Genomic DNA, 14,753 nt, shown 5'->3' on the forward strand with positions numbered 1-14,753 from the left:
TTTAGCGATAAAATGATAATTATAAATAGTGAAATGGGCCAGGGTTTTATTCATCACATTCACTCTTTTTGTCATGGCGCTTCCAAGCATCGCTCTAGATAAATATGAAGTTCTTATTCTTCATTCTTACTCGCGCGATAGTATTTGGACGGACCTTATTGATCAATCGATTAAGAAGAATCTTCATAGTGATAAGAATCACTTAGATGTTTATACAGAGTATATGGATTCTAAGCGTTTCTTTGGCCGAGATTATGGTGAGAAATTATATAATCTATTTTCGATTAAATACTCTGACAGAAATATCAAATTAATTATCACTTCTGATGATAACGCTTTTGCCTTTGCGATGAAGTATCGTGAAAAGCTATTTCAGAATAGTCAGATTATTTTCACTGGAGTTAACGGTTATAATAACGAGTTTAAGCAGAAATATCGTAATGAGAATAACTTTACGGGACTCGTTGAAAGCTTCAAGATCAAAGAAATGCTTGAGCTTTCTAAAGACTTACACTCTAAGGCCAAAAAGTTTTATATTATCAATACTATTCATACTCCAACTGGACAGTACCTAAAGAAAGAATTCCAAAAGTCGATTGCTGAATTAAAATTAGAAGACAAGGTTGAATACCTCGAAGATATCAGTGCAAGCGATCTTTATAAAAAAGTCGAAAATTTAGAGAAGGGCTCCTTTGCTCTTTATGGTGGTTTCTCTCGCGACCGTGATGGAAACTTCCTAGACTTTGAGAAGAATCTTAGCGAATTAGCAAAGCACTCGAATGTTCCTATTTACGGCTTCTTAAAATACTATCTTCCATATGGATTGACTGGTGGCTACTTCACTAGTGGTGAGCTATACGGAAAGGAAGCCGCCCTTATTGCAAATAAAGTCATTGCGGGTGAGGATATCAATTCTATTCCAATTGTTGAAAATGTGGATGCTCCGATAATTTTTGATTACTCAAAAATTGTTAAGTATGGCCTAGACTTCCACAAGCTACCCGTTAGTTCTCAGATTATTAATCGCAATAATAAGCTCCTTCGTTTTTATGAAGAATATACCTTTGAATTTTGGTTTATTCTTTTTTCATTTGCGTGCCTATTTATTAGTCTGGTGGTTCTTGCTTATCATTTTGAACAACAAAAGAAGCACAAGAAGGCCGTTCTTCGAATTAACGAACAGCTTGAGGACCGAGTCGAAAAGAGAACAAGACAGTTAATTGAGCAGCAGTCGAAATTGATTAACTCGGCCAAGCTTGCTTCAATAGGTGAGATGGCCAGTGGTATTGCTCACGAAATTAATAACCCTCTGACTATTATTGATTTGAGTGCTTATCGAATTGTTCAAATGGCCGATAATGAAGTCGTTCTTAAGTCTGCTCAAAAGATCAAGCTTACAGTTGATCGTATCTCTAAAATCATTAAGGGGCTTAAGCAGCTGGCCAAGGAAGACGCTAGTCTTTCAAGCGAGCTTGTTAATATTAAGGCCGCTATTGAAGATGTTATTTCAATTTGTAAGGCGAAGTTTAAAGAGAATGAAATTCACTTCAAAATTGATGTTGATGAGAACTTAAAAGTACACGGTGCTCCTGTTCAGATCTCTCAGGTCGTTTTAAATCTCTTAAATAATTCCTTTGATGAATTAGTACAAGGTGACACTGAACGCTGGATTAAGCTTGAAGGAAAGAAAGACAAGGATATCGTTGAGATTTCTGTTACGGATTCTGGTAAGGGGATCTCTGAAGAGATCTTTGAAAAAATCATGGAGCCATTCTTTACAACTAAGGTTGATCAAAGAGGTACTGGCCTTGGTCTAAGTATCTGTAAGAATATTATTGAGCACCACAAGGGCCGCATCTTTGTCGATAAGTCATGTCCGAATACTCGCTTTGTCATTCAACTACCTACCGCGTAAATAAATAATTACATTCTAAGTAATAAGTGATATTTATTTATGATGATTAGTATAAAGGTCATTAGTCGGGCCATTGCATTTTTATTTTTCTTTTTAAGCTCCTTTGTTCAAGCATCAGATGCGTTTGAGATTCTTATGTTGCACTCTTATGAGAAGGGGAATGTTTGGACTGAAGAACTTGATAGCTCCTTTCGTTTTCACGTGCATCGTCGCAGTAATTATTCAATGAAGTTCTATACAGAGTATATGGACTCTAAGAGATTCTTTGGGCGTGAATATGATGAAATCCTAGCGAAACTCTATGCGACAAAATTTAGCTCTCATAAAATTGATTTAATTGTAACAACTGATGATTATGCCTTTGACTTTGCAATCAAGTATCGAAGAGAAATATTCAATGATGCTCCTATCATTTTTAGCGGTGTAAATGGCTACGATAAGTTTAAACGTGATCTCTACCGAACAGAGAAGAACTTCACGGGAGTTGTTGAAACTTTTGATGTTATTCCAACTGTTAGGGGCGCCCTTGATATCAACCCTACGGCCAAAAAGATTTATGTGATAAACACACAATTTACTCCAACTGGCCGCTACCTTAAAAAGCAATTTGAAACTTCATTTGAGAAGATGAAGCTTAAGCAGAAAGTAATCTATATTGAAAATTACAATATGGAAGAAGTCTATGAAATGGCCAAGCACTTTGAAGATGACTCAATTGTTCTCTTTGGAGTTTATGCAAGAGATCGAGACGGGAAGTATTTTGAGTTAGATGAAAATATTAAGAACCTTAGTAAAGTTTCAGCTCAACCTATCTATGGTTTTAATAAGGTCTTTTTAAATAAGGGAATCGTCGGTGGAAATGTTTCTGATGGAACGATTTATGGAAGAGAGATTGCTCGCATGGCAGATGAGTTTCTTTCTGGAAAAAAGAAAATATCAGAGATCCCACTAATTATTGAATCGATTAATGACCTCGTTTTCGATCTGGATCAGCTAAAGAGATATGATATTGATATCAATAAACTGCCAGAAAGATCTAAGGTCATAAGTTATTCATCTAGCTTCTTTCAGTTTTATCATGAGTACAAGTCGGAACTTTTAGTCGTTTTTGCATGCTTTGTTTGCTTGTGTATTTTCTTCTTTATCTTATTATACTTCTTTGAGAAGCAGCGTAGCTATAAGGACTCTCTCATTAAAGTGAATGAGAAACTAGAACGTAATGTCCATGATCGCACGGTACAGCTAGTACAGCAGCAGTCACAAATTATTAACTCTGCTCGTTTAGCGTCAATTGGTGAGATGGCCAGCGGTATTGCTCACGAGATTAATAATCCATTAACAATTATCGACTTGAGTGCCAATCGAATTTCCCAGCGTACCAGCTCTGATAATATCATCAAGAATGCGGGCCGTATTTCAAGTACGACATTTAGAATTTCGAAAATTATTAAAGGTTTAAAACATCTTGCGAAAGATGGAGATAAGTCAAAGTTTGCAAACTTCCACTTGATTGAGGCCGTAGAAGATGTGACATTTCTATGTTATGAAAAATTTAAAGAGAATGATATTGAATTCAATATAAATGTCGATGAATCAATTATTATTCATGGCTCAATTGTTCAAGTCGCTCAAGTTCTTCTTAATCTAATCAATAACTCATTTGATGAGCTTATCAATGTTAAAGGAGAGAGGAAGATTAACTTAAAGGCCGTTCCTATCAAAAAGTATGATCAGGACTACGTGGAAATTTCTATTACTGATACAGGAAGAGGGATTCCTGAAGATATTCGTGGCAAGATTATGGAGCCCTTCTTTACAACGAAGAAAAAGAATAGAGGTACAGGGCTTGGCCTAAGTATTTCTAAGAATAATATTGAAAAGCATGGTGGTGAGTTCTATCTCGATGAAAGCTCGTCCTTAACTCGCTTCGTTTTTACCATTCCACTTAAAGTAGAATAGTGGCACTTGCGTGCCACTACATATATTACTGAGCTCGACGATCAAAAATTAATCTGACGCGATTACCATCGCAAACCTCATTTCCTTCATTTAGGATATCAACTGCAATATAACGAATACCTCTTTTTGAAGCTTCATATGCAGAAGATTGAAGCTTGCTCTTTAATAGCTCTTCATTTTCTAAACATGCTTCTGGTGATCCATTTGTTTGTGATTTTGTATAGTCAAGATCAAGTGTTCTCGTCTCTCTTGCACGATTAAAGAAGAGACCAAAGTGACACGTTTGACCAGATTCTGTGTTCCAAGAGGATTCAATTGAAAATACATTTAAGTCACTATCTGCTGTTAAGAGATCGAATTTAATTCCTTTCTCAGAGAATACCTTTGGTGTTGTTGTGTATTCAACTTTGTAGCGTCTGATGAATTCGCCACAGTCGTATCCTGTTCCCTTAACGAAATATGTTGTTCCAGTTGGTAGTGGCCAAATTTGGGCACTTACTGGATTAGTTAGAAGTGTTACTAATAGAATTAAATTCTTCATTATAGGCTCCTAAGAAATTTAATGAGATCGTCTCGATCTTTCTTTGTTAATTTAATAAATTCATCCTTGGACTTTTGTGCCTCTCCGCCGTGCCATAGGATTGCTTCTTGCAGGTTTCGTGCACGTCCATCATGTAGAAAGCGAGTGTGGCCATTTACGCTCTTTACAAGCCCTAGTCCCCAAAGGGGAGGTGTTCGCCATTCTCTTGTTGTGGCCTTTCCTTCAAATTCATAAGAGCGTGTATCATCGGCCAGCTCATCTCCCATGTCATGTAGGAGCATGTCCGTATATGGATAAATCTTTTGATTATTTAAGACCTGATATTTTGAGTTTGAACCTGTCGTAAAATCTGGCCTATGACAAGCTTGGCAGCTTATTTGATGAAATAGTTTCTTTCCATTCTTAACACTCGGATCATGAATGTCTCTTCTAGCAGGAACAGAGATTAACTGCGTGTATAGCGTTACCTTATCTAAAAGCTCTCTTGAGATATCTTCCTGCGTTTGTTTCTCTAAACAATCAATTTGAACGAGAGTGCATTCTTCTGTAGGAAAGAGGGGACTTGTGATTCCTAGATCACCATTGAATGCGGCAGCATTTTGTTCTAAGAGGTTTGGACGAGAAGCTTTCCAACCAAAGCGTCCAAGAGTTTGTCTTTGTTCAATAACTGAGTAGATATAATTTGCACGGCCTGAAATACCGTCTTTATTTAAATCTTCAGGATCTTCTCCTGCAAGAATATCTTCTTCATTAATATTTTCAAGAAGTCCGAGTCCAATCATTTGTGGACCAACTCGTGGTGAGACAATCGTATTGTCTCCTAAGTTTCCTAACGCTAGTTTTCTAAAGATATAGTTTGGTTTCTTTAGCTCGTAAACTTCACCATCGGCAAAGCTTCCCTTAATTGTTTCAAACTTTACGAAGACTTCTCCTTCTCCCTGGACACCCTCAATACTATGAGGTTGAAATTGATCGCCATAAGTTGGGTGTGGTGAAGTCTCTCCATTTTCAGCCACCTTCTTAAGGCGAAAGAGTAGGGAGATATCAGTTTTGCCGTCACTATCAGGAAGGCCACGTCCGCGTCCATCTAGTAGGTGGCAAGCGGTACAAGAAGTCGCATTAAAAATTGGCCCTAATCCATCTCTTAGGGGAGTGGAAGAAGGGGATGTTACCCATGCTCCTTTAAAGAAGCTATTTCCAACTTGGAACTGTCGTCTAAGCATGCCACGTGTTCCACTCATCGGGTGTGAGAAGGCATTTACGGAAAAGTCCAGTGTAGTCCCGGCACCGGCCGGGAACTTTTCACTGGAATATGTATTAAAACTTAATACTGAAATTAATGTGAGAACAAGAGCTCTTACCATTGTACAGGAGTCTCTAATTCTTCAGAAACTTCAACAAGCTCGATTGCAAGTTGTTCCATCTCTTCGATTGAAGCTAGAATTTCTGGCCTTGCATTCTCATCAAGAATTGCTTGATCAAATGGTACAGGAAGGCCTGCAAGCATTTTGTTAATCTTTGCAACTCTGTTGTCGATTGTTGTCGTAAGAACTGTGTTATCTGTCAGACCTAGGATTCCTGTTGCTTTTAAAATATTTGCAACACCCCAGAAGTTCCACTGAATATCCATGTGAGTCATATCAGAAAAGCATGAGTGCTCATCTTCTTGTCCTTGAGTTTCCCAAGCAACAAACATTCTTTCACCCGAAAGCTCATCTCCTGACATATAGATCATTCCTGAAAGAATATTATTAAGCGCTTCTTTTTGGTCTTTTGCTTCAAAAGCTGCTCTGTAATTTTCCTTATTAGGTGCCCAAGCATCAACAAGCTCAGTTAAGTGATCGATAAGAAGATCAGTTACTGTTGAAAGGTAAACTGCACGTCTCTCAGCGTTTTGCCCTAGACCGATAACGTAATCAGTGTGAGGTCTGTCTCCTGCACCATCAACTGAAAGATCTTGTCCCCAAAGTAGGAATTCAATCGCGTGGTAACCAGTAGAGATATTCTTTTCACCATTAAGTTCATTAAGTGAAGAAAGAACTTCTTTGTTGATAACTGGGTAATCAGCAATGTTATTTACGATACCTGCGTTTGGTGCACCTTCAACATAGTCGATATAGGCTTCATCAAGTGGCCATGCGTTTAGAAGTCCCTCTGGACCTTCGTCACTATCAATTGGCCCATTGTAAAATCTGAAAACTTCTGATTGTCCATAAGGAGCTCTTGCTTGTCTCCAAGATTCTCTTGCCATCTCAAGTGTCATAACACCTGGGTTGGAGATGAAGAATTCAACGTCTTCTTGAAGAGTGATCGCCTTATCAAGAGACTCTGTATAAGTCTTGTAAACAAGGTTCGTGTAACCTTCGATCACTGACTGCGCTGTTGTTGCAGCAGAAGTATTTAAGCCTAAACCTAATGAAATCAGTAAGATAGATCTTTTTAACATATTCTTATCCTTTGTTAAAATTATGATTGCTTGTTGAAACTATGGTTTGATACATCAAACATTAGTTAATATCAACAATTAAGTTCATTTTTTTATAGGAATAGACTTTATTTACTTAGGGTGATTTAATTTTCTGTATGTCTTTATTTCGAATCGTAACCCTAGTTCTATTTTCACTAAGTTTATTTGCATTGCCTATTGGCCATGAGTCAGGCTTTTTGGGAAATACGACATCTCGTCCAGGTGATATTGGTGCTGCCTTGGTGTTTCCATCTGCCACGGCCTATCTAAAGCGTGATGAAATCAAGATCTACTTTGGCCTTATGTACTCGAGGCAAGATATTGATGTTGAGGGAACAGCTGGTAGCGATTTTGAGAGTCAGTTCATTCCTTATTTCACAGGTTTTGCAGGGGACTTCTTTGGCATAACATTCACGAATTTTGTTACCTATAGTGGAACAAATAATGGAACGATCAATTTTAGTACGAATGAATTTAAAGGAAGTGCAGATATTCAGGCCGAAGAGACGGTGCTTGGAATTAGCGCAGCAAAGAAGCTAAATGATAAATTCGCCGTCGGTTTTTCTGGTAGTCTTGATATTCAATCTTCAAAAACATTTGCTACTTTCTATGGGAATATTGCTGGTAGCGAATATCTTGAAACAGTAAATGATCGAACAAAGTATATTATTATTAATACTCTTTTAAGTGCATCTTATATCGAAAGGAAGCACTTTTTGAGTGCTTCGGTTCTCTTTCCTGGGATCAAGTATTCTTCATCAAGTACTCAGGAGAGCTTTTCTCGTGTTGATGCAGATCCGGCCGTATTTAATAGAGTTGTAAGTAAACCGAGTTATAAGAGTAATACGGGATTAAATATTGGCTACAGTTATTTATCTACAGATAGTTGGTCGCCTTCATTTGAAATATTCTATGATATTTCTAAAGATATTATTTCTTTTGATCCGAACCAAGAGCAAAATCGAAATAACTTTTCAGATGATATATGGCTTAAATTTGGATTGAGTACTCCTGAATATACGATGTCTAAACTTTACAAAGGAACAACTTACTCATTTTTATTTGGCCTTCAATACCGTGAAGTCGAAAATAGAGTGGCGCAAGACTTACCTGAAAATATCACTCGTACCTACGAGGCATCCATGGGGTTTAAGCTAACTAACCGAAAGGCCAGCCCTATTTTTGGTCTTTATTACCAGAATCAAGATGGTCCTTCAGACACTAGTGTGATCGGGCTCATGTACTCTTCAAATTATAATATTTTTGACTAATTTATGTAGACTTGGATCTACATTGTGGTGTAATAAGTCTCGTTCTATTTTGGCTATGTCAGGAGATTTATTATGAGTACAATGGCCCAATTCTTTAGTCGCAATTATCGACACTTTAATGCCGCTTCACTTGTTGATGCATCGAAGGCCTATGTCGACCATTTAAATAGTGGGAAGAAGATGATGATCACTCTTGCTGGTGCCATGAGTACGGCAGAGCTTGGGGTTTCACTTGCTGAAATGATTCGTCAGGATAAGGTTCAAATTCTTTCTTGTACAGGTGCAAACCTTGAAGAAGATATTATGAATCTCATCGCATATAACCACTATAAGCGAATTCCAAATTATAGAGACCTCAGTCCAGAGCAAGAAGAAGAGCTTCTTGAGCAAGGCTTTAACCGTGTGACTGATACTTGTATTCCAGAGGAGACTGCCTTTAGAAAACTTCAAAAGTATCTCTTTGAAGAGTGGTCAAATGCTGCCAAAGCAGGGGAGAGACTCTTTCCTCACGAATTTCTTTATCGTATTCTTCGTCGTGAAGACTTTGCAAAAGAATTTGAAACAGATGTGGCAAACTCTTGGGTTATGGCCGCTTGTGAAAAGAACCTTCCTATTATCGTTCCAGGTTGGGAAGATTCAACAACAGCAAATATCTTTGCTTCATACTGCTTAACTGGAGAGCTTGAGCCTTCACTTGTCAAAAACGGAATTGAGTACATGATGTTTCTTGCAAAGTGGTACCCAGAAAATTGTGGTGATGGTGGTATCGGCTTCTTTCAAATTGGTGGTGGAATTGCTGGAGATTTTCCAATTTGTGTTGTTCCAATGCTTAACCAAGATATGGAAGACGATGTTCCTCTATGGTCATACTTCTGCCAAATCTCTGACTCGACAACAAGTTACGGTTCTTATTCAGGAGCTGTTCCAAATGAAAAGATCACTTGGGGGAAACTATCTTCAAAAACTCCAAGGTTCATTATTGAGTCCGATGCAACGATTGTTGCGCCACTTGTTTTCCATTACGTGTTGGAAAACTAAGTTCATTGCTCTAAGATAGAGGGGCATGAGAATACAATTTTTATACAAATTTGGGGCATTCTTTTTAGGATGCCTTTTTTGTTTCATCTTACATTCACAATTCAGCTGGTCTCCAGTCATTGCCTCCGCAACTGTTGGCCTAATCGCTGGTCTCATTCCAATGAGAATGACTCTGCAAGCAGCAGTCTATAGTGGAAGCTTTGCAGGCATGTGCTCTAGTGAGTTGGTCTCAAATTACTGGGAGATTTTAGGAATCTCTCTTATTGGTGCAATTCTATATTTCTATACATTAAGAATCTTTCAAGGCTTTGGCGGAAAGCTTGGAACGATTGCCTTTGTTAGTGTTGCCTTATTCTTCTTTATCAAGGGGAGTATCATATGATTACTGCAATTGGAGTTTCACTCATCGGTGCACTTTCAACTTTTCACCTATCACGCTTTAAGAAGATAGGGGCCATTAGAGCTTCCGGTCTTTTAACTTTAGTTGCTTATGCGATCTTATATTTTACAGTGCCCAATTATGAAATGATGGCCGTGATATTCTTTGGCTCAACTTTTGTGGGAATGAGTTGTCCTACAAAGATGCATAATTATACCATTGTCATCGGTGCAGTTTTCTTTGCTCTTTTCTTTCAATACCTCGTCCCATATCTAAAAGGCTATGGTGGAGCACTTGGAACGAGTGCATTCTTGAGTGTTTTGATCATCCAATTGACTTTATATTTTGGACGTAAACTTGCCAGATCAAATTAAGATTGCCATCATTTTTATATGAAAAATCTTTTACTTCTAATTACGCTACTTATTTCAAATATTACTTTTGCAATTGAGACTGTCCAAGTCACTGGCAGTATCGAAATCGATGCACCAATTGAAGAAGTTTTTGAATTTGTGGCCGACCCAATGAATGATCATCATTGGCGTAGTGAAGTTAATGATATGGCAACGAACTCTCGTACTTTTGAAATCGGGAGCACTTTTAGAGAAGATGCATGGATTGGTATTCGTAAGCACTTTATTACGACAACTGAACTGATTGAATTAAATGCTCCTTATCAGGCTTTATTTGAAACAGTAAGATCAAATCCATATTTCTTAAGAAGTAATCGCATGTTTAAAGAAGGTGAGAATGGAACTCTCTTTACGTATGTGGTGGACTTTGATCGTCGTATGATTAAAGAGACCTTTGGCTTTAATGCAAAGCCAGAGGTCGTGGTAAAATTATACGGTGTTCTTATGAAAAAGTATTTGAAGAAATTAAAGAAGAAATTAGAGTAGTGTTTCTCTAACAATCATAAAAATTCCCATCACAATTAAGAAGTAACCAAAAATCTTTTTAAGTTTTTCTTGCGGTAGCTTATGAGTCAGGGCCGAACCAAATTGTGAACCAACAATGGCCAGAGCTGTAAAGATAGCAATAAATTGATAATCAAGTTCTAGGTTAGGTGAGTTGATAATATTTCCCACAAAACCAATCAGAGAGTTAATCGCTATAATTAGCAGGGAAGTTCCAATCGCCTTCTTCATTGGGACATGAAAGAAGTTTACCAGTGCTGGTACAATGAGGAATCCGCCACCAACTCCAATAAGACCAGTGACAATCCCGACAACACTCGCAGCCCCAAAAATCGTTAGATTTGATGACGATTTAACCTTGATATTCTTACCATTTTTTAGCATCGAAACCGAGGCCAAGAGCATGATTCCTGCAAAGATATAGAGTTGAACCTGTCCACTAATGAAAGAGGCCAGGTAAGTTCCAAGATAAGTTGAAAGCATTGTCATGGCACCAAATTGAAATGCTAATTTCACCATAACATTTCCATTCTTGTGATGTCTTAGTGTCCCCATAAAGCCTGTTAGGCCGACAATTGCTAAACTCATGGTAATGGCAATCTTTGGATCGATTTTGACAATATAAACTAAGATTGGAACGACTAGGATTGAACCGCCTCCGCCTAAGAGCCCAAGAGTTGTTCCCGCGATAAGTGCTAATAGATATGCCATATATATTTCCTCCTGAAATCAGTATAGGGGATTAATTTTTCTTAAACATTGATGGGGGTCAATGTCTTTTCTCATAAATTTATTTACTCTATGATAGGAGGAAATTATGGATAATTTAAATATAAAAACATTCTTTGATGAGCAAACTTACACACTAACTTATGTTGTCTATGATGACGTGACAAAGGATGCTGTGATTATCGACCCAGTTCTTGATTATGATCAAGCATCATCAACAATCACGACAGAGTCAGTTGAAAAAGTTGCTATCTTTGTAAAAGAAGCGGGACTTAAGCCTCACTATATTTTAGAAACTCACGCACACGCTGACCACCTAACAGGGGCCTTAAAACTTAAGGACTTCTTTCCTGGTGTAAAAGTTGCGATCAACGAGAATATTAAAATTGTTCAAGAAGTTTTTGGTGCAAAGTTTAATATTTTAAAAGAGATTAAGCTTGAAGACTTCGATGCTTTTTTAAATGAAGATGAACCACTCGTGGCCGGAACAATTGAAGTAAAAACGATCTTCACTCCTGGGCATACTCCAGCGTGTTCTTCATTTATCATTGGTAATAATGTCTTTACAGGGGACGCTCTCTTTATGCCTGATTATGGTACGGGAAGATGTGATTTTCCTGGTGGAGATGCAAATGCACTTTATGACTCAATTACAAAGAAGCTTTATACGTTACCAGATGAGACAAATGTTTACACTGGTCATGACTATCAGCCAGGCGGTAGAGAGCTAAAGTACAAGAGTACTATTGGTGAGAATAAGAAGAGTAATGTACATCTTAGAGCAGATACGAGTCGTGAAGAGTATGTACAATTTCGCACAAGTCGCGATAAGACACTTGCTGCACCAAAGCTTCTGCTACCAAGTATTCAGGTAAATATTCGTGGAGGGCATATGCCAGCGCCACAAGATAATGGCGTGAGATACCTTCAAATGCCATTAACATTTAAAGATTAAAAAACTAATAAGAGAGTGCTACAGGTGCTCTCTTTTTTTTTCTTCAGCTAAGATCTCATCCTTGGCCTGACTTTGTAGATCTTCAACTTCATCAAACTCATCCATAATTTCAATTCCAAAGAATGTCTCAACAATATCTTCAAGTGTAATCACTCCTAGAATTGTTCCGTAGTCATCACTCACCATGGCGATATGTTCCTTTTCTCGAATAAAGCGCTTAAAGAGATTTCGAAGTGGGGTTTGGCGATTGACAATAGCAATAGGCCTTATGATATCTAATTCATAAAGCTTTTTGTCTTTATTGTTTTCAATAATTGATTTTGCAATATCTTCTTTATGGATATAGCCGTTAATTTCATTAACACTCTCTCCATAACATGGGATGCGTGTTACTGGAGCTTTTAGGTCATAGACAGATGCAATTGTATCCTCGATATGTACCATAAAGACCTTGCGTGCAGGAGTCATGACTTCTTCAATGACTTTTCGAGATGCCAAGAGAGACTCTTTTAAGAATTCCCCCTCATCTTTTGCTAGGGCCTTTGTTTGAACACCTAATTCAATCATTGATTCAACTTCTTCTCGGCTCATCTTATGTTCGGCCTCTGTCTTTAATAACCTCATCAATGTCATTGATATAAAGAGGATTGGCTTTAAAATAAAGATCAATGGAGGAAGAATCTTTAATAGGGAAGGAGTTAAGCTCTTCCAATAATGATGCCCAAGAGACTTCGGAATGATTTCTGATAAGTAGAGGATTGCCAAAGTTAAAATGATGGAAACAGCTGATAGGTAGTACTCTAAATTAGCACCACTGATTCCCATGTCCTTAAACATTTGGATGGACTCAGACCCAACACCAGCAGCACCAAGGGTGTGAGCAAATGTATTTAGGGTAAGGATTGCAGAAATGGACTCGTCTTTATTTGAAGCATACTTTTTCAGTGCCGTTGCATAGCTACGATTTTGGCGCTGGGAGGCCAAAATAAAGCTCGGAGTTATGGAGAGCAGGACAGCTTCCATTATGGAGCAAAGAAAAGAGACGCCAATCGAGATGACTATATAAACAATTAGCATTACTATACTTTAATTTGGCCTTAATTTTGTGTCAAATTAAGTAACGGCCAAAAATGATGCATAATATATATTGGATTTAAGTACTTTATCGTTATAGTCGGTTTTAGGCACATGTTCATAATGATAGCTAAGGGGCCAAGTTTAAGTTAAAATAGACGGGATTAATAGAAAATTGAGGTTTATATGAAAGTAACTGAATTTATGACTAAAGATGTAACAACTTGTCGCGATACTCAAACTGTTGCAGATGCTGCAAAATCGATGCTTGATCTAGGTGTGAGTGTTATGCCAATTTTAGATAGCAGTGATAAGCTTGTTGGAATTGTAACTCAATCTGACTTTATCGGTAGAGAAGTTGAGATTCCACATGCACTAGCTTCTATCAAGAGACTATTTGGAATGGATTATAATCTTGGTGATGTTGAAGATATTTACAAGAAAGCAAAGAGTAAGCCACTATCTGAGATTATGACAAAGAATGTAACGACTGTTACTTCAGATTACTCTCTAACTGCTGTTGTTGAGCTTATGATGAAAAAACAACTTAAGAGAATTCCTGTATGTGACGGGGATAAGCTAGTTGGAATCATTACAAGAAAAGATATTTTAAAAGCTTTTGAAAGCGTAAAATAAAAAAGGCCTCTAATGAGGCCTTTCTTTTTTTCTTTTTATTGCATTTCTGCAGTCATTTCACAATTTACTGATTCTACATTGTACCAGTTAGCTTCTTGAGTTGTGTGGTCATAACCATCAAATAGCCAAGATTCTACTGTAATTTCATAGTGATCAAACATATTTTGATCGTATCTTTGCTTTCCTGTGAAAGTTGATACGAATTTATAGTCTACGATCCCTTGGTCAACAACAACTTTTACTTTCTCTGTTGAAACAAGAGTAAGGTCTTTCATTACGTTACACTCGTTGATGATAGCGTCAACGATTTTGTCATTGTGACGTGCTTCAAAAGTTGAGTTGATGATTGAAGCTGATGCCGAAAGAGTCATAAGTGCTACTAGAATAAATTTCATTTTTTTCTCCGTTGTTAGTAAGTGTATTATTAATTAAAGATTACAATTTCCTTTCACATCAGATAGCAATTGAATCGATAGCTTCTCTTCGTAACGGCGCCAGTTACTATAATCAGCATCTTCAATTTCAATCTTGATGTCATTTAGATTATTTCCAATATTATCTAAGTGGGTAAGTTCAATTTTGTAGTAGTAGTCAGTGATCCCTTGATCAACTCGATCCTCAGAAATTGCGATATTTCTGATATCAAATCTCTCTTGAGAAAGTCCTAGAGAACACTTCGTTAACTCTTTTGAAAGATAATTTCTAATCTCTTTTTGAATTTTAAATTGTCCCGTTAAGATTACTCTTCCGCGCTCAACACCGTTTCCAGCATAAGTCGTAAGGCAAATTAGTAGCAGAGCAATTAGCTTTTTCATTTATTATTATCTCCAAATTTTATTAATGAATGAGTTCTATAATTCCGATAATTCATT

At 37.4% G+C, this 14,753-nt stretch carries 16 protein-coding genes; 9 read left to right on the forward strand and 7 right to left on the reverse strand.

Translation table 11 applies throughout. The annotated features are described in order from the left end of the window. Positions 1-28: 28 nt before the first annotated feature. Together ABMA79_RS08625 and ABMA79_RS08630 are read left to right on the forward strand one after the other, a co-directional pair. Entirely contained in the window at positions 29-1,915 is a 1,887-nt protein-coding gene (locus ABMA79_RS08625) for an ATP-binding protein (protein ID WP_392859545.1), read from the forward strand. A gap of 39 nt (positions 1,916-1,954) precedes the next feature. After that, entirely contained in the window at positions 1,955-3,874 is a 1,920-nt protein-coding gene (locus tag ABMA79_RS08630) for an ABC transporter substrate binding protein (RefSeq protein WP_393091866.1), read from the forward strand. Between the two features lie 25 nt (positions 3,875-3,899). On the opposite strand, the gene ABMA79_RS08635 is transcribed toward ABMA79_RS08630, so the two are convergent. From ABMA79_RS08635 to ABMA79_RS08645, 3 genes are read right to left on the reverse strand one after another with little or no spacing between them, the layout of a single operon-like run. Further along, positions 3,900-4,415: a hypothetical protein gene (locus tag ABMA79_RS08635; RefSeq protein WP_393091869.1), complete on the reverse strand. Its 516-nt coding sequence runs from the start codon at positions 4,413-4,415 to the stop codon at positions 3,900-3,902. Beyond that, positions 4,415-5,779, reverse strand: coding sequence for a di-heme oxidoredictase family protein (locus ABMA79_RS08640; RefSeq protein WP_392859553.1), 1,365 nt, complete (start codon positions 5,777-5,779; stop codon positions 4,415-4,417). Before ABMA79_RS08640 ends, ABMA79_RS08635 begins: the two co-directional genes overlap by 1 nt. Further along, positions 5,773-6,861 carry an imelysin family protein gene (locus tag ABMA79_RS08645; protein WP_393091872.1) on the reverse strand — a complete coding sequence of 363 codons (1,089 nt, stop codon included), beginning with the start codon at positions 6,859-6,861 and terminating at the stop codon, positions 5,773-5,775. Before ABMA79_RS08645 ends, ABMA79_RS08640 begins: the two co-directional genes overlap by 7 nt. 137 nt (positions 6,862-6,998) lie before the next feature. Between ABMA79_RS08645 and ABMA79_RS08650 the strand changes: the two genes are divergently transcribed. The 5 genes from ABMA79_RS08650 (at position 6,999) to ABMA79_RS08670 (ending at position 10,469) form a co-directional block, all read left to right on the forward strand. After that, positions 6,999-8,153 (forward strand): hypothetical protein, encoded by a 1,155-nt coding sequence (locus tag ABMA79_RS08650; RefSeq protein WP_393091875.1) that lies wholly within the window; start codon positions 6,999-7,001, stop codon positions 8,151-8,153. A 72-nt stretch (positions 8,154-8,225) separates the two neighbouring features. Further along, positions 8,226-9,191 carry a deoxyhypusine synthase family protein gene (locus ABMA79_RS08655; RefSeq protein WP_393091878.1) on the forward strand — a complete coding sequence of 322 codons (966 nt, stop codon included), beginning with the start codon at positions 8,226-8,228 and terminating at the stop codon, positions 9,189-9,191. A 25-nt stretch (positions 9,192-9,216) separates the two neighbouring features. After that, entirely contained in the window at positions 9,217-9,573 is a 357-nt protein-coding gene (locus ABMA79_RS08660) for a hypothetical protein (RefSeq protein WP_392859563.1), read from the forward strand. Beyond that, a complete protein-coding gene (locus ABMA79_RS08665; RefSeq protein ID WP_392859566.1) occupies positions 9,570-9,944 on the forward strand; it encodes a hypothetical protein in 375 nt (124 codons plus the stop codon). Before ABMA79_RS08660 ends, ABMA79_RS08665 begins: the two co-directional genes overlap by 4 nt. A gap of 18 nt (positions 9,945-9,962) precedes the next feature. After that, positions 9,963-10,469 carry an SRPBCC family protein gene (locus tag ABMA79_RS08670; RefSeq protein ID WP_392859569.1) on the forward strand — a complete coding sequence of 169 codons (507 nt, stop codon included), beginning with the start codon at positions 9,963-9,965 and terminating at the stop codon, positions 10,467-10,469. Here the strand turns inward: ABMA79_RS08670 and ABMA79_RS08675 are convergent. Beyond that, positions 10,461-11,198, reverse strand: a complete 738-nt coding sequence (locus ABMA79_RS08675; RefSeq protein WP_392859572.1) for a sulfite exporter TauE/SafE family protein — start codon at positions 11,196-11,198, stop codon at positions 10,461-10,463. The genes ABMA79_RS08670 and ABMA79_RS08675 overlap by 9 nt on opposite strands. 106 nt (positions 11,199-11,304) lie before the next feature. Between ABMA79_RS08675 and ABMA79_RS08680 the strand changes: the two genes are divergently transcribed. Further along, a complete protein-coding gene (locus ABMA79_RS08680; protein ID WP_392859574.1) occupies positions 11,305-12,171 on the forward strand; it encodes an MBL fold metallo-hydrolase in 867 nt (288 codons plus the stop codon). A gap of 18 nt (positions 12,172-12,189) precedes the next feature. Here ABMA79_RS08680 and ABMA79_RS08685 read toward each other — a convergent pair whose 3' ends face one another. Further along, positions 12,190-13,248: a CNNM domain-containing protein gene (locus ABMA79_RS08685; RefSeq protein WP_393057614.1), complete on the reverse strand. Its 1,059-nt coding sequence runs from the start codon at positions 13,246-13,248 to the stop codon at positions 12,190-12,192. A gap of 183 nt (positions 13,249-13,431) precedes the next feature. Between ABMA79_RS08685 and ABMA79_RS08690 the strand changes: the two genes are divergently transcribed. After that, a complete protein-coding gene (locus ABMA79_RS08690) occupies positions 13,432-13,881 on the forward strand; it encodes a CBS domain-containing protein (protein WP_392859579.1) in 450 nt (149 codons plus the stop codon). Positions 13,882-13,916: 35 nt separating this feature from the next. On the opposite strand, the gene ABMA79_RS08695 is transcribed toward ABMA79_RS08690, so the two are convergent. Beyond that, on the reverse strand, positions 13,917-14,276 hold the full coding sequence (locus ABMA79_RS08695) for a hypothetical protein (protein ID WP_392859582.1): 360 nt from the start codon (positions 14,274-14,276) through the stop codon (positions 13,917-13,919). 33 nt (positions 14,277-14,309) lie between these two features. Continuing rightward, entirely contained in the window at positions 14,310-14,696 is a 387-nt protein-coding gene (locus tag ABMA79_RS08700; protein ID WP_392909028.1) for a hypothetical protein, read from the reverse strand. Positions 14,697-14,753 lie beyond the last annotated feature (57 nt).

The organism is Halobacteriovorax sp. HFRX-2_2 (assembly GCF_043196705.1).
Taxonomy (GTDB): domain Bacteria; phylum Bdellovibrionota; class Bacteriovoracia; order Bacteriovoracales; family Bacteriovoracaceae; genus Halobacteriovorax_A.

Bases quoted from the DNA above. Each gene is read 5' to 3' on its own strand.
- ABMA79_RS08630 (WP_393091866.1), top strand. From the start codon at position 1,955: ATGATGATTAGTATAAAGGTCATTAGTCGGGCCATTGCATTTTTATTT.
- ABMA79_RS08635 (WP_393091869.1), bottom strand. From the start codon at position 4,415: ATGAAGAATTTAATTCTATTAGTAACACTTCTAACTAATCCAGTAAGT.
- ABMA79_RS08640 (WP_392859553.1), bottom strand. From the start codon at position 5,779: ATGGTAAGAGCTCTTGTTCTCACATTAATTTCAGTATTAAGTTTTAAT.
- ABMA79_RS08645 (WP_393091872.1), bottom strand. From the start codon at position 6,861: ATGTTAAAAAGATCTATCTTACTGATTTCATTAGGTTTAGGCTTAAAT.
- ABMA79_RS08650 (WP_393091875.1), top strand. From the start codon at position 6,999: ATGTCTTTATTTCGAATCGTAACCCTAGTTCTATTTTCACTAAGTTTA.
- ABMA79_RS08655 (WP_393091878.1), top strand. From the start codon at position 8,226: ATGAGTACAATGGCCCAATTCTTTAGTCGCAATTATCGACACTTTAAT.
- ABMA79_RS08660 (WP_392859563.1), top strand. From the start codon at position 9,217: ATGAGAATACAATTTTTATACAAATTTGGGGCATTCTTTTTAGGATGC.
- ABMA79_RS08665 (WP_392859566.1), top strand. From the start codon at position 9,570: ATGATTACTGCAATTGGAGTTTCACTCATCGGTGCACTTTCAACTTTT.
- ABMA79_RS08670 (WP_392859569.1), top strand. From the start codon at position 9,963: ATGAAAAATCTTTTACTTCTAATTACGCTACTTATTTCAAATATTACT.
- ABMA79_RS08675 (WP_392859572.1), bottom strand. From the start codon at position 11,198: ATGGCATATCTATTAGCACTTATCGCGGGAACAACTCTTGGGCTCTTA.
- ABMA79_RS08680 (WP_392859574.1), top strand. From the start codon at position 11,305: ATGGATAATTTAAATATAAAAACATTCTTTGATGAGCAAACTTACACA.
- ABMA79_RS08685 (WP_393057614.1), bottom strand. From the start codon at position 13,248: ATGCTAATTGTTTATATAGTCATCTCGATTGGCGTCTCTTTTCTTTGC.
- ABMA79_RS08690 (WP_392859579.1), top strand. From the start codon at position 13,432: ATGAAAGTAACTGAATTTATGACTAAAGATGTAACAACTTGTCGCGAT.
- ABMA79_RS08695 (WP_392859582.1), bottom strand. From the start codon at position 14,276: ATGAAATTTATTCTAGTAGCACTTATGACTCTTTCGGCATCAGCTTCA.
- ABMA79_RS08700 (WP_392909028.1), bottom strand. From the start codon at position 14,696: ATGAAAAAGCTAATTGCTCTGCTACTAATTTGCCTTACGACTTATGCT.